This is a genomic window from Pseudomonas sp. PDM03, assembly GCF_014852385.1.
Classification (GTDB): domain Bacteria; phylum Pseudomonadota; class Gammaproteobacteria; order Pseudomonadales; family Pseudomonadaceae; genus Aquipseudomonas; species Aquipseudomonas migulae.
Map to the genome: position 1 here is coordinate 190063 of NZ_JACVBM010000002.1, position 18080 is coordinate 208142.

Below are 18080 nucleotides of genomic sequence, written 5' to 3' on the forward strand. Positions count from 1 at the left end.
GCTGGCGATGGCGGCACGCCTGACACGCTGCGTCGTCTGAATCGCCAGCAAGCCGGCTCCTACAGGGGGGTGGCAAGCTTCACAGGTGTGGTTAACAGGCGAGGACCGATGATAAAAGCAAAAACAGGCAAGCCAGAAGGATCGCGCAGCCGCTCGCAGATCATCGCGCTGTTCATCGCGCTGATTGTCTTCATCATGCTGCTGTTCGCCAACTTCGCTTACCTCAACACCCAGGCCTCGTACGATAAACAGTACATCGGCCACGCCGGTGAGCTGCGCGTGCTGTCCCAGCGCATCGCCAAAAACGCCACGGAAGCCGCCGCCGGCAAGGCCGCGGCCTTCAAGTTGCTCAGCGATGCGCGCAACGATTTTGCCCAGCGCTGGGGTTATCTGAAGAAAGGCGACCCTTCCACCGGGCTGCCGCCGGCACCGTCCGCCGTGCGCCCGGAAATGCGCGCCGTGCAGCTGGATTGGGAGCGCGTGCTGAAAAACACCGACGCGATCCTCTCCAGCGAACAGACGGTTTTGTCGCTGCATCAAGTCGCCGCCACCCTCGCTGAAACCGTGCCGCAATTGCAGGTCGAGTACGAAAAAGTCGTCGAAATTCTCCTGCAACGCGGCGCGCCCGCCGCTCAGGTGGCGATGGCCCAGCGTCAGTCGTTGTTGGCCGAACGTATCCTCGGTGCGGTAAACACTGTGCTGTCCGGCGACGAAAATTCGCAACAGGCCGCCGACGCGTTTGGCCGCGACGCCGCGCGTTTCGGCCTGGTGCTCACGGGCATGCTCCAGGGCAATCCGGCACTGAAAGTCAGCCAGGTCGAAGACCACGATGCCCGTGCCCGCTTGATCGAGATCTCCGAGCTGTTCGAATTCGTCTCCGGTTCGGTGGATGAAATCCTCGAAACCTCGCCGGAGCTGTTCAAGGTCCGCGAATCGGCGACCAACATATTCAGCCTGTCGCAAACCCTGCTCGACGAAGCCTCGCACCTGGCCTCCGGGTTCGAAAACCTCGCCAGCGGGCGCAATACAGACACCATTGGCGGCTACGTACTGGGTCTGGCGGCGTTGATGTCGATCATCCTTATCGGGATGGTGATGGTGCGCGAAACCAATCGTCAGTTGCGCGAAACCGCCGAGAAGAACGAGCGCAACCAGAACGCGATCATGCGCCTGCTCGACGAGATCGAAGACCTGGCCGACGGCGACCTGACCGTGACCGCTTCGGTGACCGAAGACTTCACCGGGACCATCGCCGATTCGATCAACTATTCCGTGGACCAGCTGCGCGATCTGGTGGCGACAATCAACCTCACCGCCGGCCAGGTCGCCGCCGCCGTGCAGGAGACCCAGGCCACGGCCATGCACCTGGCGCAGGCCTCGGAGCATCAGGCGCAACAAATCAGCGAAGCCTCCACCGCGATCAACGACATGGCGCAGTCCATCGATCAGGTGTCGGCCAACGCCGCCGAATCCTCGGCGGTGGCCGAGCGCTCGGTGGAAATCGCCAACAAGGGCAACGAGGTGGTGCACAACACCATCCACGGCATGGACAACATTCGCGAGCAGATCCAGGACACCGCCAAGCGCATCAAGCGCCTGGGCGAGTCTTCGCAAGAGATCGGCGACATTGTCAGCCTGATCGATGACATTGCCGACCAGACCAACATTCTTGCACTCAACGCCGCGATCCAGGCCTCCATGGCCGGTGATGCCGGGCGCGGTTTTGCGGTGGTGGCCGACGAGGTGCAACGGTTGGCCGAGCGCTCGTCCGCCGCGACGCGGCAGATCGAAACCCTGGTGCGGGCGATCCAGGCCGACACCAACGAAGCGGTGATTTCCATGGAGCAGACCACCACCGAAGTGGTGCGTGGCGCGCGTCTGGCGCAGGATGCCGGTGTGGCTCTGGAAGAAATCGAAGGCGTGTCGAAAACCCTCGCGGCGTTGATCCAGAGTATTTCCAACGCGGCACAACAGCAGACGTCTTCGGCCGGGCAGATTTCCCTGACGATGAACGTGATCCAGCAGATCACCACGCAGACCTCGTCCGGTTCCACCGCCACGGCCGAGAGCATCGGCAACCTGGCGAAAATGGCCAGCCAGCTGCGACGTTCGGTGTCCGGTTTCACCTTGCCGGCCGCCAAGGCGCAGACTGTGGATAAAGTGTGAGGCGCCCGAGGGCGTTCGAACGATGAACGGAGTGGTTATGGGTGATCGGCACGACTATGTGGCCCTTGAGTGGGTCAAAGGCGAGATTGCCGAAACACTGAAAGTGGCTCACCAGGCGATTGAAACGTTGCTTGATGACCCTCAGGCGACGCACGCCCTCAGTGAATGCCTGGCGTGCATCCATCAGGTTCACGGCAGTTTGCAGATGGTCGAGTTCTACGGCGCGGCCCTGCTCGCCGAAGAAATGGAGCAACTGACCGCCGCCTTGCAGCAGAACCGCGTCATTCATCGCGACGAAGCGGTCCACTTGTTGCTGCAAGCGATCGGTCAACTGCCGATCTATCTCGACCGCGTACAAGGCGCGCGCCGAGACCTGCCGCTGGTGGTGTTGCCGTTGATCAACGACCTGCGCAGTGCCCGTGGCGAAAGCCTGTTATCGGAAACCAGCCTGTTCACCCCGCAATTACCGGACTTGCCGCCACTGGATGACAAGGCGCTGGCGCTGCTGGAGCCGGCGGACCTGCCGAACGTGCTGCGCAAATTGCGCCAGATGTTGCAGATGGCCCTGGTCGGGTTGCTGCGCGAACAGGATGACGACACCCATCTCGGTTACCTGAGCACCGTATTTTCACGCCTCGAAGGGCTGTGCGGGAATGCGCCGCTGAGCCCGTTGTGGCAAGTTGCCTCGGCGCTGGTCGAAGGCATGCGCGGCGGCTCGATCGCCAACAGCCCGGCCCTGCGCAGCCTGTTCAAGGACGCCGACAAAGAACTCAAGCGCCTGCTCGAACAGGGCATGTGCGCGATCAATCAGCCGGCACCGCCGGAGTTGCTCAAGAGTTTGCTGTTTTACATCGCCAAAGCCGAACACCCCACCGGGCAGATGCTGACCATGAAAGATCGCTATGGACTGGACGATGCGCTGCCTGACAGCGCGATGGTCGACGAAGAACGGGCGCGGCTGGCCGGCCCGGATCGTGATGCCATGCGCTCGGTGCTGGCCGCGCTGTGCGAAGAACTGGTGCGGGTCAAGGAACGCCTGGACCTGTTCGTGCGCAGCGACCGCCAGCATGCCTCGGACCTCGATAGCTTGCTGGCCCCCTTGCGGCAAATCGCCGACACCCTGGCGGTGCTCGGTTTCGGCCAGCCGCGCAAGGTCATCATTGATCAGCTTGCGGTGGTGTTGAGCCTCGCTCAGGGGCAACGCGAACCCAACGACGCGATCCTGATGGATGTCGCCGGCGCCTTGCTTTACGTCGAGGCGACGCTCGCGGGGATGGTCGGCACGGTCGAACCGGAGAGCCAGGAAGACAGTCGCCTGCCGACCACCGACCTGACGCAGATCCACCAGATCGTGATCAAGGAAGCACGCATCTGCCTGCAGCAGGCCAAGGACATGATCGTCGACTACATCGACGCCGACTGGGACCGCCAGCATTTGCAACCGTTGCCGGCCTTGCTCACCCAGGTGCGCGGCGCGCTGGCGATGATCCCGCTGAGTCGTGCGGCGAGCCTGATCGACGCCTGCAACCACTTTATCCGCGAGCATCTGCTGCTGGAACCGGACCAGCCTGGCTGGCAGGCGCTGGACAGCCTGGCCGACGTCATCACCAGCATCGAGTATTACCTTGAACGCCTGAGCGACGACCCTGAAGCGTCCGGTGAACAATTGCTCGACGTTGCGGAAAAGAGCCTGGCAGCGCTCGGCTTTTTCCCCAGCGAACACAATGTGCCGGTGCTGGATGAAGTGCTCAGCGCGAGTGAGGCGCAGGTGATGCAGGACCAGCAGGAACTGGACGATCCCGACGTCGTCCAGACCCTGGCCGATGTCCTCGCCAACCCGGTGTCGGCGGTCAATCCGCCCGCCCTGAATACGCCGGGCAGCCTGTTGCCACCGCCTCCGGGTGAAGAACCGGTGGACGATGAACTACGCGAAGTCTTCCTCGAAGAAACCGACGAGGTCCTGGAAATCCTCCGGGAATACTTGCCGCGCTGGGCGGCCAGCCCCGAGAGCGAATCGACCCTGGGCGAACTGCGCCGAGCCTTCCACACGCTCAAAGGCAGTGGCCGGATGGTGCGCGCGCTGGTGTTGGGTGAACTGGCGTGGGCCGTGGAAAACCTGCTCAACCGCGTGCTGGAACGCAGCGTTGAACCGGGGCCGGCGGTGCAGCAACTGCTCGGTGATGTATTGAACCTGCTGCCGGAGCTGGTGGCTGAATTTGCCGGCAATGCTCAGCGTCAGCGCAACGACGTCGACCAATTGGCCGCCCGCGCCCACGCGCTCGCCAAGGGTGACAAGCCGTTGGCCGATGAGGACGTGCAGGATGTCGCCGCCCTCGATCCGTTGCTGCTGGAGATCTTCCGCAACGAAGCCGAAACCCATCTGGCCAGCCTCAACCGCTTCCTCGATCAGGCCGCCGAACATGTGCCGTTGCAGGCCAGCGACGAACTGCAACGTGCCTTGCACACGCTCAAAGGCAGCGCCTCGATGGCCGGCGTGTTGCCGATTGCCGAGCTGGCGACGCCGTTGGACAAACTGGCTCGTGAATACAAGGCGCACCTGATCGCGCTGGACCTCGACGAAGTCGAACTGCTGCTGGAAGCCGAAGGCGTGTTCCGCGTCGGGCTGCGACAGCTCAAGGTCGATCCGTTGGCCGAGATTCCCGGGGCCCGTTCGTTGATCGAAAGAACCCAGGCGCTGCTGGCTGAACGCCTGGAAGCCCTGTTGAGCACGCCGAGCATGGCGCTCAGAACCAAGCGCGATCCGCAGTTGATCAACAATTTCCTGGCCCAGGGCATGGACATCCTGCTGGACGCCGAAAGCCTGTTGCAGCGTTGGCAGCAGCACCCCGGTGAACGTCAGGAACTCAGTGCGCTGTTGGATGAATTGACTACCCTCGGCGAAGGCGCGCACCTGGCCGATCTGCATCCGGTGGATGAGCTTTGTGAAGCCTTGCTTGATCTCTACGGCGCCGTGGAAGAAAGCAGCCTGGCGGTCAGCGAGGCGTTTTTCCATGAGGCGCAAAGTGCCCACGAAGCGCTGATCAACATGCTCGACGAACTCGCGGCCGGTCAGGAAGTCAGCCCGCAACCGGAGCGCATCCGGGCCTTGCGCGGCTTGCTCGATGAGAGCCTCGACCCATCGGCCATGGGCCTGATTCGCAGCGACGGCAGCCGCACCCTGAGCATTCGCGAATTAAGCGACGTCACAGCCGAACTTGAGCGCACGCTACCCCCTGTAGGAGCCGGCTTGCTGGCGATGGACTCACAGGCGCCGCATTCATCCAGTGAAAACGCGTCATCGTTAACGACCATCGCCAGCAAGCCGGCTCCTACAGTGGACAGCGCTGTCGATCTCGACGACGAGATCGTTTCGATCTTCCTCGAAGAGGCGGTGGACATCCTCGAAAGCGCCGGTCAGGCCTTGCAGCGCTGGCTGAAAGACCCGGACAACGCCGCGCCGTTGCTGTCGTTGCAGCGGGATCTGCACACGCTCAAGGGCGGTGCGCGGATGGCCGAAGTCGAGCCGGTCGCAGGCCTCGCCCATGAGCTGGAAAGCCTTTACGAAGGGCTTGTCGATCGCCGTTACAGCCACAACGAAACCCTGGCGCAGCTGTTGCAGCAGAGCCATGACCGACTGGCGCAACTGCTTGAGCAATTGCAGCACCACAAGCCACTGGGTGATCCGGGTGAGCTGATCGAAGCCATTCGCCAGTTCCGCCAAGGCAACGCCAGTGCGCCAGACGTCGCCGAGCCTGTGCGGGTCGAGGACTCGCCGGGGCATGATCCGGAGTTGCTGGAGATCTTCCTCGAGGAAGGTTTCGACATCATCGAAAACTCCGGCGCGGCGCTGGTTCGCTGGCAGGCCGAACCTGCAAATCGTCAGGAAATGGAAACCCTGCTGCGCGATCTGCACACCCTCAAGGGCGGTGCGCGGATGGTGGAAATCGGCCCGATCGGCGACCTCGCCCATGAGCTGGAATTTCTCTACGAAGGCTTGTCCGCCGGTGTGTTGAAACCGACCGCCGCGCTGTTCGGCCTGCTGCAAAGCAGCCATGACCGACTGGCGCAGATGCTCGATGCGACCCGCGCCGGTCAACCATTGCCACCAGCGGATCGGCTGATCGACGCGATCAGGAATTTCAGCCATCCGGAAGTACTGGAGTCACCCGTTGCCACACCGGTTGCACCCAAGGTTGAGCCGCTTGCGCCACAAGCCGATACCGGTGCCGATATGGTCAAGGTTTCGGCGGAGCTGCTCGACGATCTGGTTAACCTGGCCGGGGAAACCTCGATCTTCCGTGGTCGCATCGAACAGCAGGTCAACGATGCGCGCGTGGCGCTGAACGAAATGGAAACCACCATCGAGCGCATGCGCGATCAATTGCGCCGGCTCGATACCGAAACCCAGGGCCGGATTCTCAGCCGCCAGCAAGTCGACGCCGAACGCTCGGGCTACGAAGAGTTCGACCCGCTGGAAATGGACCGTCACTCGCAGTTGCAGCAGCTGTCGCGGGCGCTGTTCGAATCCGCATCCGACCTGCTCGACCTCAAGGAAACCCTCGACCGGCGCAATCAGGACGCGGAGAACCTGCTGCAACAGCAAGGCCGCATCAACACCGAATTGCAGGAAGGCCTGATGCGCTCGCGCATGGTGCCGTTCGAGCGGATGCTGCCGCGTTTGAAGCGCATCGTCCGCCAGGTCTCCAGCGAGTTGGGCAAGGAGGTGGAATTCGTGGTCGGCAACGCCGAAGGCGAGATGGACCGTAACGTCCTCGAACGCATGGCCGCGCCGCTGGAACACATGCTGCGCAACGCGGTGGACCATGGCCTCGAATCCGCAGACGTGCGCATCGCGGCCGGAAAACCGGCTCAAGGGCGGATCACCCTCGACCTGTCCCGCGAGGGCGGCGACATCATTTTCGACATCCGCGACGACGGCGCCGGCGTGCCGCTGGACGCGGTGCGGCGCAAGGCAGTCAAGCGCGGGTTGCTCGCCGCTGACAGCGACATCAGCGACCGCGACGTGCTGCAGTTCATCCTGCAACCGGGGTTCTCCACGGCCGAGAAAATCACCCAGATTTCCGGGCGCGGCGTGGGCATGGACGTGGTTCATGAAGAAGTCCGGCAGCTCGGCGGCACGATGAGCATCGACTCTGTGGCGGGGCAGGGCGTGCATTTCCGCATTCGCCTGCCGTTCACCGTGTCGGTCAACCGGGCGCTGATGGTGCAGTGCGCTGAGGATCAATATGCGATCCCGCTGAACACCATCGACGGCATCGTGCGCGTCCTACCCAATGAACTCGAAGGGCATTACCGGCTCGATCCGCCGACCTACAAATACGCCGGGCAGCACTATGAACTGTGCTACCTCGGTGAACTGCTGAAAACCAGCACACGCCCGAAACTGTTGGGCCAGAGCCTGCCGTTGCCGGTGTTGCTGGTGCAATGCAACGAGCGCCACATCGCGGTGCAGGTCGATGCCATGGCCGGCACCCGCGAGATTGTGGTGAAAAGCCTCGGCCCACAATTTGCGGCGGTGCAGGGCTTGTCCGGGGCGACGATTCTGGGCGATGGCCGTGTGGTGCTGATTCTCGATTTGCTGGCGCCGATTCGTGCGATGCAGGCGCAGGTGCCGCAACGACGGCTGCTTCAAGACCCCGAACCCGAGCCGCACAAGCCCTTGCTGGTCATGGTGGTCGACGACTCGGTCACCGTGCGCAAGGTCACCAGTCGTTTACTCGAACGCCACGGCATGAACGTGCTGACGGCCAAGGACGGCGTCGATGCCATGCTGCTGCTCGAAGATCACATGCCGGACCTGATGCTGCTGGACATCGAAATGCCGCGCATGGACGGTTTCGAAGTCGCCACCCAGGTGCGCGCCGACGAGCGACTGCAACACCTGCCGATCATCATGATCACCTCGCGCACCGGCCAGAAACACCGCGACCGCGCCATGGCCATCGGCGTCAACGACTACCTCGGCAAGCCGTATCAGGAATCGGTGCTGCTCGAAAGCATCGCCCTGTGGAGCAAAACCCATGCTTGAACATCGCACCAGCAACCTCACCGGGCTGCTGTTGCCCCTGGCTGACCGCAACCTGATTTTGCCCAACGTCGCGGTGGCGGAGTTGATCGACTATCAGCCGGGGGCGTTCGATCTCGATACGCCGCCGTGGTACCTGGGGCGGGTGAGCTGGCGGGAGCGGCAGATTCCGTTGCTGAGCTTTGAGTCGGCGTGCGGCGATAAAATCGTCATTGGCGAGCGCGTGCGGATCGTGATTCTCAATGCCCTCGGCGGGCGGCCGGAGCTGAAATTCATCGCGTTGCTGGTGCAGGGGATTCCTCGCTCTTACAAGCTCGACAGCCAGCTCAGCTATGTGGATGTGCCGTTATGTGCGCTGGAACAGGCGGCGGTGCAGGTGGGTGATCAAGTGGCCAAAGTGCCGGATCTGTTGGCGCTGGAGGAGTTGTTGGTGAGTGCCGGGTTGACCTGACTGGCCCCTTCGCGGGCAAGCCTCGCTCCTACAATGGATCGGGGCGCACACAATACCCCTGTAGGAGCGAGGCTTGCCCGCGAAGGCGTCCGTCCTGCCAACCATTACCCTGACCGTAACGATCCGACTCTCTGCTTGATTGATGCCCCCCACCCAACCCTCCTAAGGTGACTCCCACGACAGCGAACCCGTGGAGTGGTCATGACAACAACAATATCCCCCGACTCGCGATGGACGCGGCGGCGCAGCGAAAAGCAGCGGCGTCTGGCGTTGGTCAAGGGCCTGGCTGACGGTGTGGTGCTGCCCACCGACAACATCGTGGCAGCGCTGGAGGCACTGATCCTGCCCGGCGACCGCGTGGTGCTGGAGGGCAACAACCAGAAACAGGCGGATTTCCTTTCGCGCTCCCTGGCCAAAGCCGATCCTGCCAGGCTCCACGACCTGCACATGATCATGCCCAGCGTCGGGCGCTCCGAGCATCTGGACCTGTTCGAACGCGGCATCGCCCGCAAGCTCGATTTCTCTTTCGCCGGCACCCAAAGCCTGCGCATCAGCCAATTGTTGGAAGACGGTTTGCTGGAAATCGGCGCGATCCACACCTACATCGAGCTCTACGCACGATTGGTGGTCGACCTGATTCCCAACGTCGTGCTCTCGGCCGGTTTCATGGCCGACCGCGCCGGCAACATCTACACCGGCCCCAGCACCGAAGACACGCCCGCATTGATCGAACCAGCGGCCTTCAGCGACGGCATCGTCATCGTTCAGGTGAACCAGCTTGTCGATGACGTTACTGACCTGCCTCGCGTCGACATTCCCGCGTCCTGGGTCGATTTCGTGGTGGTGGCCGACAAGCCGTTCTACATCGAGCCGCTGTTCACCCGCGACCCACGGCACATCAAGCCTGTGCACGTGCTGATGGCGATGATGGCGATCCGCGGGATCTACGAAAAACACAACGTGCAGTCGCTGAACCACGGCATCGGTTTCAATACTGCCGCCATCGAACTGATCCTGCCGACCTACGGCGAATCCCTCGGCCTCAAAGGCAAGATCTGCCGCAACTGGACGCTCAATCCGCACCCGACCTTGATCCCGGCGATCGAAAGCGGTTGGGTCGAAAGCGTGCATTGCTTCGGCACCGAACTGGGCATGGAAAACTACATCGCTGCGCGGCCGGACGTGTTCTTCACTGGGCGCGACGGCTCGCTGCGTTCCAACCGGATGTTCAGCCAACTCGCCGGGCAATACGCGGTGGACCTGTTCATCGGCGCGACCCTGCAAGTCGATGGCGACGGCCATTCTTCCACCGTGACTCGCGGGCGCCTGGCCGGTTTCGGCGGGGCACCGAACATGGGGCACGATCCGCGTGGGCGGCGTCACGGCACGCCGGCCTGGCTCGACATGCGCCACGGCGATGCGCCGGAACCCTTGCTCGAACGTGGCAAAAAACTCGTGGTGCAAATGGTCGAGACGTTCCAGGAGGGCGGCAAACCGACCTTCGTCGAAACCCTCGACGCGATTGAAGTGGCGAAGAAAAGCGGCATGCCGCTGGCGCCGATCATGATTTACGGCGACGACGTCACCCACCTGCTGACCGAAGAAGGCATCGCCTATTTGTACAAGGCGCGTTCGCTGGAAGAGCGTCAGGCGATGATCGCCGCCGTCGCTGGCGTGACTGCCATCGGCCTGCGTCACAACCCGAAAGACACCGCCCGGATGCGTCGCGAAGGCTTGATCGCCTTGCCTGAAGACCTCGGCATCCGTCGCACCGACGCCACCCGCGAATTGCTCGCCGCCAAAAGCGTGGCCGATCTGGTCGAGTGGTCCGGTGGTCTCTACAACCCGCCCGCCAAGTTCAGGAGCTGGTAATGCACGCATTCAACCTGCAACCCAAACCTCTGTCGCTGGCCGAACGGCTGGCGGACCTGGCAGTGGACGCGCTGATCGACGAAGCGGACCTGTCACCGAAACCGGCGCTGGTGGATCGTCGCGGCAATGGCGCACACACCGATTTGCACCTCGGGCTGATGCACGCTTCGGCGTTGTCGCTTTGGCCAGCATTCAAGGAAATGGCGGAATCGGCCATCGCGTTTGGCGAAGTCGGTGTACCGCTGCGCGAAGCGATTGGGCGGATTGGCCGGGAAGGCGAGCAAACCATGCTCGCCACCACTAACGGTGCGAATACACATCGGGGCGCGATCTGGGCGTTGGGCCTGCTGGTCACTGCCGCTGCGCTGGACTGCTCGAATACCCACGCAAGCACGGTGACGTTGCGCGCCGCCCGACTGGCGATACTCGACGACCGTTTCGCCCCGCGTCCTCTGAGCCACGGCGCGCAAGTCGCCCAACGTTATGGCGCGCGTGGTGCCCGTGAAGAAGCCCAACTCGGTTTCCCTTCGGTGATTCAACGCGCACTGCCGCAACTCAAGCGCAGCCGCGCTGCCGGCCATGGCGAACAGAACGCCCGGCTCGATGCGCTGCTGGCGATCATGACTCAACTGAGTGACACCTGCGTGCTCTACCGCGCCGGCGAACAAGGCCTGCACACCATGCAACTCGGTGCCCAGGCAGTGCTCGACGCGGGTGGCAGCGCCAGCCTCGCCGGTCGCCGTCGCTTGCATGAACTGGACGAACAATTAATCGCGTTGAATGCCTCGCCCGGCGGCGCTGCGGACTTGCTCGCAGCCTGCCTGTTCATCGACCGCATTGCGTCGGCTGACGGCATCAACCAGGGAGCGTTTTGATGGAAACCTTATCCTTTGAATTCCCCGCCGGGCAGCCGCCACGCGGTCGTACGCTGGTGGGTTGTGTCGGCTCGGGCGATCTGGAAGTGCTGATCGAACCGGGTCAGGCCGGCAAGCTGACCATCAAGGTGCAGACCTCGGTCAATGGCGCCGAACAACGCTGGCAGCATCTGTTCGCACGGATGTTCGACGGCCAGACACCACCGGCAATGGCCATCGATATCCACGATTTCGGCGCGACCCCTGGCGTGGTGCGCTTGCGTCTGGAACAAGGCTTTGAGGAGATCGGCCATGACTGACAGTGCAGCGCTCCCCCAGCCATACCTACAAAGACGCAGCTTCATCGAACTCGGCGCGCGGCACCGGGCGAAAGCCTTGCTCGACGCCAGCACCTTCCGCGAATTGCTCGACCCGTTTCAACGCGTCATGTCGCCGTGGCTGGCGCGCCAGGGCGTGGTGCCGCAAGCCGATGACGGCGTGGTGATTGCCAAGGGCAGCCTCGGCGGTTTGCCGGTGGTGATCGCCGCCATCGAAGGTGCTTTCCAGGGCGGCAGTCTGGGTGAAGTCGGCGGGGCGAAGATTGCCGGTGCGCTGGAACTCGCCGCTGAAGACAACCGCAACGGCATTCCAACCCGCGCCGTGTTGCTGCTGGAAACCGGCGGCGTGCGCTTGCAGGAAGCCAACCTCGGGTTGGCGGCGATTGCCGACATTCATGCGGCGATTGTCGATCTGCGCCAGTACCAACCGGTGATCGGCGTGGTGGCGGGCAGCGTCGGCTGCTTTGGCGGGATGTCGATTGCCGCCGGGTTGTGCAGCTATTTGCTGGTGACTCAGGAAGCACGGCTTGGCTTGAACGGCCCGCAGGTGATCGAACAGGAAGCCGGGCTTGAGGAGTACGACTCCCGCGACCGTCCGTTCATCTGGAGCCTGACCGGTGGTGAGCAACGCTTTGCCAGCGGTCTGGTGGATCGCTTTGTCGCTGACGATGTGGCGCAGGTCCGGCAGCAGGTCAGTGAATTGCTGCAACAAGGCTTGCCGGAACAACAACGCAGTCGTCAGGCCGATCTTTTCCTGCAACGGCTGGCCCGCCTGGACGCCGAACCGCAAATCGATGCGGCGACGGTTCGGGATCTGTATCAAGGAGAGCGCTCATGAGTTCGTATTCCCTGAGAGGTTTGAACTGGTTCAACGCCTTGAGTGCAGGCGCGAAACCGGTGGAGGGTTTGCCTGCATCACTGAAAGCCGCTGATGGTGTGGTGGGCGAACAACCGGTCCGGTTTGTCGCGGTGGTGGCAGATCCCGACAACCGTTTCGTCCGCGCTCGCAACGGTGAAGTGGGTTTGCTGGAAGGTTGGGGCTTGGCCAAGGCGGTGGATGAAATCATCGTGGCTGACGTTGACAAATCGCATAAGCGCGCCGTGATCGCGATCATCGATGTGCCGAGTCAGGCTTACGGGCGGCGCGAAGAAGCGTTGGGCATTCATCAGGCCTTGGCGGGCGCGGCGGACAGTTATGCCCGCGCCCGGTTGGCTGGCCACGCCGTGATTGGTTTGCTGGTGGGCAAGGCGATGTCCGGGGCGTTTCTGGCGCATGGGTATCAGGCCAATCGATTGATCGCGCTGCGTGACCCTGGCGTGATGGTGCATGCGATGGGCAAGGCGTCAGCGGCGCGGGTGACCTTGCGCAGTGTCGAAGAATTGGAAGCACTGGCCGCCAGCGTGCCGCCGATGGCGTATGACATCGACAGCTACGCCAGTCTCGGTTTGCTGTGGGAAACCTTGTCGGTGGACCAGATTGAGCAGCCAACATCAGCGGATCTGGCGCGAGTGACGGAATGCCTGAATCTGGCGATTGGCGATGTTGCCGCAAGCGGTCGCGATTTGAGCAGCCGTTTGGGCGCGAGCAACCGCGCCGCGTCGAGCACGGTTCGCCAACTGCTGAGAGCGCAGTGGTGAACACGTTTCTGGCTCACGACCTGCTGTGGGGGATGACCCCGGAGCAGTTGCCTGCGCAGGCGCCTGCGTGGGTGATCGAGTCGATCAGCGCGGGTCAGCCGGTGGTGGTTCGGCGTGCGTTGAGTACGCCGGGTTTCATCGCGGTCGGGGCGCGTGGTCGGTTGCGTGAGCAGCGGTTTGCGACGGTGATGGCGGTCGATGCGGTTCAACGTCGGGTCACACCGGAAGCGCTGTGTCATGTATCGATTGATCGGGATTTGCCCGCCGTGCAGGCCCTCAACCAATTGCGGCCGTTGCTCGATGGTTGCGGCTGGGTGTGGGGCGTCAGCGGCAGTGCCGGATTTGAATTGGCCAGTGGCGTTGTTGCTTTGCATGAGGGCAGCGATCTGGATCTGATCCTGCGTACGCCGCAGGTTCTGGAACGGCTGAAGGCGCAGGAACTGCTGAAAATTCTGGACCGCGCCAAGTGCCAGGTGGACATGCAATTGCAGACGCCATTTGGCGCCGTCGCCCTGCGTGAATGGGCCGGTCCTGCGCGTCGGGTGTTGCTGAAAAACGCCAGCGGAGCCTGCCTTGTGATCGATCCGTGGAACCCGCTGGAGCAAGCAGCGTGAGCAGTTTGCTGGTGTTCCCCGGCCAGGGCGCGCAGCAGCCGGGCATGCTTCATCGTTTGCCTCGCGAGACGGTGATCGAGGCGAGCGAAGTGCTAGGCGAAGACGCATTGCAGCTGGATTGCGCTGAAGCATTGAAATCGACACGGGCGGTTCAGCTGTGCCTGTTGATTGCCGGTGTCGCGGCTTCGCGTCAGTTATCCATGACGCCGGATTACGTGGCGGGCTTGTCCATTGGTGCATATCCGGCCGCCGTGGTTTCGGGTGCCTTGAGCTTCAGCGATGCGCTGCATCTGGTCAGCTTGCGCGGTGAATTGATGCAGCAGGCTTATCCACAGGGCTACGGCATGACCGCGATCATCGGTCTCGATTTATCCACGGTGGAAGGCTTGCTGGCGCAGGTTCACAGCGTCGATACGCCGGTTTACCTGGCCAACATCAACGCCGATAACCAGGTGGTGATTGCCGGCAGCGACGGCGCGATGAAGGCCGTCGCCGAGTTGGCGAAAGGGCGCGGCGCAGGCCTGGCCAAGCGACTTGCCGTCAGCGTGCCGTCGCACTGCCCGCTGCTGGATGCGCCGGCGAAAATACTGGCCGAAGCTTTCACCCGCGTGCAGTTGAAAAGCCCGTCGGTGGGTTACCTGAGCGGCAGTCGCGCCCGGCCAATCATCAACATCGAAGCCCTGCGCGAAGACCTGGCTTACAACATGTGCCGCATCGTCGATTGGCGCGGCACGGTACAAAGCGCCTACGAGCGCGGCGTACGGCTACAAATCGAACTGCCGCCCGGTGCGGTGCTGACCGGGCTGGCGCGCCGGGTGTTCGAGCAGGGCACCGTGATTGCCTTCGACGGGGCGCGGCTCGACACCTTGCAGGCGCTGTTGCGTGAGGAGGGAAGCCACCAACTCTAGACCTCCGACTCAGGCCTTCGAACAACAAAAACAACATTCGACGATGCACTTTGAGGACTACAACAATGATTATTTACGGTGTGGCGCTGCTGGCGATCTGTACGCTGGCAGGGGTGATTCTGGGCGATGCGCTGGGCGTATTGCTGGGCGTCAAATCCAATGTGGGCGGGGTCGGGATCGCGATGATCCTGCTGATCTGCGCGCGTTTGTGGATGCAAAAGCGCGGCGGCATGACCAAGGATTGCGAGATGGGCGTCGGCTTCTGGGGTGCCATGTACATTCCGGTAGTGGTGGCTATGGCGGCGCAACAGAACGTCGTGACCGCATTGCACGGTGGCCCGGTGGCGGTGCTCGCGGCCATCGGTTCGGTGGTGCTCTGCGGCTGCACCATTGCCCTGATCAGCCGGACCCACAAAGGCGAACCGTTGCCTGATGAACCTGCGGAACTCACGCCCATTGGCACGCCAGTAGGAGGCCGCTGATATGTTGGAAGTCATCGAGAAGGGCTTGGCAACTAACGGTCTGGTCACGGCGTTCGCGTTCGTTGGCGTGATCATGTGGGTGTCGGTGGTGTTGTCCAAACGCCTGACGTTCGGGCGGATTCACGGCTCGGCGATTGCCATTGTCATCGGCCTGGTCCTGGCGTGGGTCGGCGGCACCATGACCGGCGGGCAAAAAGGCCTGGCGGACCTGACACTGTTCTCGGGTATCGGTTTGATGGGCGGGGCGATGCTGCGTGACTTTGCCATCGTCGCCACGGCGTTCGAAGTGCAGGCCACCGAAGCGAAAAAGGCCGGGATGATCGGCGTGATTGCGCTGTTGCTGGGCACGGTGTTGCCGTTCATTGTCGGGGCGAGCATTGCCTGGGTGTTCGGTTATCGCGATGCAATAAGCATGACCACCATCGGTGCGGGCGCGGTGACTTACATCGTCGGGCCGGTGACTGGCGCGGCGATTGGCGCGAGTTCCGATGTGGTCGCATTGTCGATTGCCACCGGGTTGATCAAGGCGATTCTGGTGATGGTCGGCACGCCGATGGCAGCGCGCTGGATGGGGTTGGATAACCCGCGCTCGGCGATGGTGTTTGGCGGGTTGGCCGGTACCGTCAGCGGTGTGACCGCCGGGTTGGCGGCGACGGATCGGCGGTTGGTGCCTTATGGGGCGCTGACGGCGACCTTTCACACCGGGCTTGGGTGCCTGCTTGGGCCATCGCTGCTGTATTTCATTGTTCGCGGGATTGTTGGTTAGTCCGGGAGTTGTAGCGATTGTTATGACGCCATCGCCAGCAAGCCGGCTCCTACAGGGTTATGTGTTGCGAATACGAACCCTGTAGGAGCCGGCTTGCTGGCGATGGAAGCGACACGGTCTTAAACCTGGCGATTGGCATACATCCGACACTCCGCCAGCAGCGCCAACAAATTCGGATCGCGTTCCTTGGCCTTCAAAAACACCACGCCGATGTGCTGCTGCAACCGATACTTTTCCTGCAGCGGAATCAGTTTCACCCGGTTTTCATACACCGCTGCAATCCTTCCTGGCAGCAACGCATAACCCACCCCCGAACTGACCATGCTCAGCAGGGTGAAGATGTCGTTGACCTGCATCGCCACCTTTGGCTCGAATCCCGCCTGTTTGAACACCCGATTGCCATCCTGGTGCGTGGCGAAGCCTTGGGTCAGGGTAATGAACGTCTCGTCGCGCACTTCGGCCAGATCGACTTCCGTGCGTTGGGCAAACTTCGAATCCGCTGGCGTGGCCAGGAAAATATCATCGGAAAACAGCGGGATCTGCTCGCAATCCGGGTCGTTCACGCTCTCGTCCAACGACACCAGGATCGCGTCGACTTCCATGTTCTTGAGCTTGTACAACAGGTCGAAATTCGATCCGAGGATCAGGTCGATGTTGAGTTCGCTGCGGCGGATTTTCAGGCCCATGATTAGTTGCGGCACGGTCTTCACCGTCAACGAATACAACGAGCCCAGCTTGAAGCGCTCAGCCGAGAACCCGGCGGCTTCGCGGGTCAGGCGCACGGTTTCGACCACGTCCTGAATCAGCTTCTGTGCCCGTTCTTCCAGCACGTAAGCACTTTCCAGCGGCGTCAGGTTACGGCCTTCGTGCTTGAACAGCGGGCAGCGCAGGGCACTTTCCAGGGAGTGGATCGCCCGGTGCACGCTGACGTTGCTGGTCTGCAATTCGGCAGCGGCGCGAGCCAGATTGCCGGTGCGCATGAAGGCGAGGAACACCTCGAGTTTTTTCAGGGTCAACTCTTCATCGATCAGCATGGGCGTGACTCTTATTCGAATGGCTCGATTGTGCCTAATTCATCTGGTTCGCGCAGACCTTTGTAGGAGCGGCCGGGCGGCGTTCCGTTTGCTGGCGATTGGGCCTCAAAATTTACGTTGATCTTGAGGCCGCCATCGCCAGCAAGCCGGCTCCTACAGTTTTGAAACATTGCGCTTTTACGCTTGAGGCCTGAGCCTTGCGCAACGCTGCATTGGATTGTGAGGTGAGCAACACATGTACCACGGGGAAAGATTGAACGCCTGGACGCATCTGGTCGGGGCGGTGGCGGCGACGGTTGGGGTGGTGTGGATGCTGGTGATCGCCGGCATGGACGGCAGCCCTTGGAAAATCGTCAGCGTGGCGATTTATGGATTCACGTTGATGGTGCTCTATAGCGCATCGACCGTTTACCACAGCGTGCGCGGGCGCAAGAAAGCGATCATGCAGAAGGTCGATCACTTTTCGATCTACCTGTTGATCGCCGGCAGCTACACACCGTTTTGCCTGGTGACCCTGCGCGGGCCGTGGGGCTGGACGTTGTTCGGGATTGTCTGGGGGCTGGCGTTGATCGGCATCCTTCAGGAGATCAAGCCGCGTTCGGAAGCGCGGATCCTGTCGATCGTGATTTACGCGGTGATGGGCTGGATCGTGCTGGTGGCGGTCAAGCCGCTAATGGCGGCGCTGGGCACGGCCGGGTTTGCCTGGCTGGCGTCGGGCGGGATTTTGTACACCGTGGGGATTATCTTTTTTGCCCTGGATCATCGGTTGCGGCATGCGCACGGGATCTGGCATTTGTTCGTGATCGCGGGGAGTTTGCTGCACTTTGTGGCGATTATGTTTTACGTCCTGTAAACCGCGTCGCGGCCAATCGCTAGCAGGCTAGCTCCCACAGAAATCTCCAGTGAACATG

The 18080-nt window shown here is 62.2% G+C and carries 14 protein-coding genes; 13 read left to right on the forward strand and 1 reads right to left on the reverse strand.

Features of this window, described 5'->3' with window-relative positions:
- The first annotated feature begins 108 nt into the window (after nt 1-108).
- The 12 genes from IB254_RS05790 to madM all read left to right on the forward strand — a co-directional run bounded on the left by IB254_RS05790 (nt 109) and on the right by madM (nt 16135).
- Nucleotides 109-2166: a methyl-accepting chemotaxis protein gene (locus IB254_RS05790; protein ID WP_008026203.1), complete on the forward strand. Its 2058-nt coding sequence runs from the start codon at nt 109-111 to the stop codon at nt 2164-2166.
- A 37-nt stretch (nt 2167-2203) separates the two neighbouring features.
- Entirely contained in the window at nt 2204-8215 is a 6012-nt protein-coding gene (locus IB254_RS05795; RefSeq protein ID WP_192416719.1) for an Hpt domain-containing protein, read from the forward strand.
- Nucleotides 8208-8663, forward strand: coding sequence for a chemotaxis protein CheW (locus IB254_RS05800; RefSeq protein WP_192416720.1), 456 nt, complete (start codon nt 8208-8210; stop codon nt 8661-8663). Before IB254_RS05795 ends, IB254_RS05800 begins: the two co-directional genes overlap by 8 nt.
- A 201-nt stretch (nt 8664-8864) precedes the next feature.
- Nucleotides 8865-10535, forward strand: a complete 1671-nt coding sequence (gene mdcA, locus IB254_RS05805; protein WP_008026213.1) for a malonate decarboxylase subunit alpha — start codon at nt 8865-8867, stop codon at nt 10533-10535.
- Nucleotides 10535-11410, forward strand: coding sequence for a triphosphoribosyl-dephospho-CoA synthase (locus IB254_RS05810; protein WP_192416721.1), 876 nt, complete (start codon nt 10535-10537; stop codon nt 11408-11410). The genes mdcA and IB254_RS05810 overlap by 1 nt, the downstream gene beginning before the upstream one ends.
- On the forward strand, nt 11410-11709 hold the full coding sequence (locus IB254_RS05815; RefSeq protein WP_008026217.1) for a malonate decarboxylase subunit delta: 300 nt from the start codon (nt 11410-11412) through the stop codon (nt 11707-11709). The genes IB254_RS05810 and IB254_RS05815 overlap by 1 nt, the downstream gene beginning before the upstream one ends.
- Entirely contained in the window at nt 11702-12565 is an 864-nt protein-coding gene (locus IB254_RS05820; protein ID WP_192416722.1) for a biotin-independent malonate decarboxylase subunit beta, read from the forward strand. Before IB254_RS05815 ends, IB254_RS05820 begins: the two co-directional genes overlap by 8 nt.
- Nucleotides 12562-13365: a biotin-independent malonate decarboxylase subunit gamma gene (mdcE, locus tag IB254_RS05825; protein WP_192416723.1), complete on the forward strand. Its 804-nt coding sequence runs from the start codon at nt 12562-12564 to the stop codon at nt 13363-13365. Before IB254_RS05820 ends, mdcE begins: the two co-directional genes overlap by 4 nt.
- Nucleotides 13359-13979: a malonate decarboxylase holo-ACP synthase gene (locus tag IB254_RS05830; RefSeq protein WP_192416724.1), complete on the forward strand. Its 621-nt coding sequence runs from the start codon at nt 13359-13361 to the stop codon at nt 13977-13979. The genes mdcE and IB254_RS05830 overlap by 7 nt, the downstream gene beginning before the upstream one ends.
- On the forward strand, nt 13976-14887 hold the full coding sequence (gene mdcH / locus IB254_RS05835) for a malonate decarboxylase subunit epsilon (RefSeq protein ID WP_192416725.1): 912 nt from the start codon (nt 13976-13978) through the stop codon (nt 14885-14887). Before IB254_RS05830 ends, mdcH begins: the two co-directional genes overlap by 4 nt.
- Before the next feature lie 65 nt (nt 14888-14952).
- Nucleotides 14953-15369, forward strand: coding sequence for a malonate transporter subunit MadL (madL, locus tag IB254_RS05840; RefSeq protein ID WP_192416726.1), 417 nt, complete (start codon nt 14953-14955; stop codon nt 15367-15369).
- Nucleotide 15370: 1 nt separating this feature from the next.
- The gene (gene madM, locus IB254_RS05845) at nt 15371-16135 is read left to right on the forward strand and encodes a malonate transporter subunit MadM (protein ID WP_008026230.1); all 765 of its coding nucleotides are present in this window, start codon (nt 15371-15373) and stop codon (nt 16133-16135) included.
- Nucleotides 16136-16254: 119 nt separating this feature from the next.
- Here the strand turns inward: madM and IB254_RS05850 are convergent, their stop codons facing one another.
- The gene (locus IB254_RS05850; protein WP_192416727.1) at nt 16255-17169 is read right to left on the reverse strand and encodes a LysR substrate-binding domain-containing protein; all 915 of its coding nucleotides are present in this window, start codon (nt 17167-17169) and stop codon (nt 16255-16257) included.
- A 235-nt stretch (nt 17170-17404) separates the two neighbouring features.
- Between IB254_RS05850 and trhA the strand changes: the two genes are divergently transcribed.
- Nucleotides 17405-18022 carry a PAQR family membrane homeostasis protein TrhA gene (trhA, locus tag IB254_RS05855; protein WP_192416728.1) on the forward strand — a complete coding sequence of 206 codons (618 nt, stop codon included), beginning with the start codon at nt 17405-17407 and terminating at the stop codon, nt 18020-18022.
- Nucleotides 18023-18080 lie beyond the last annotated feature (58 nt).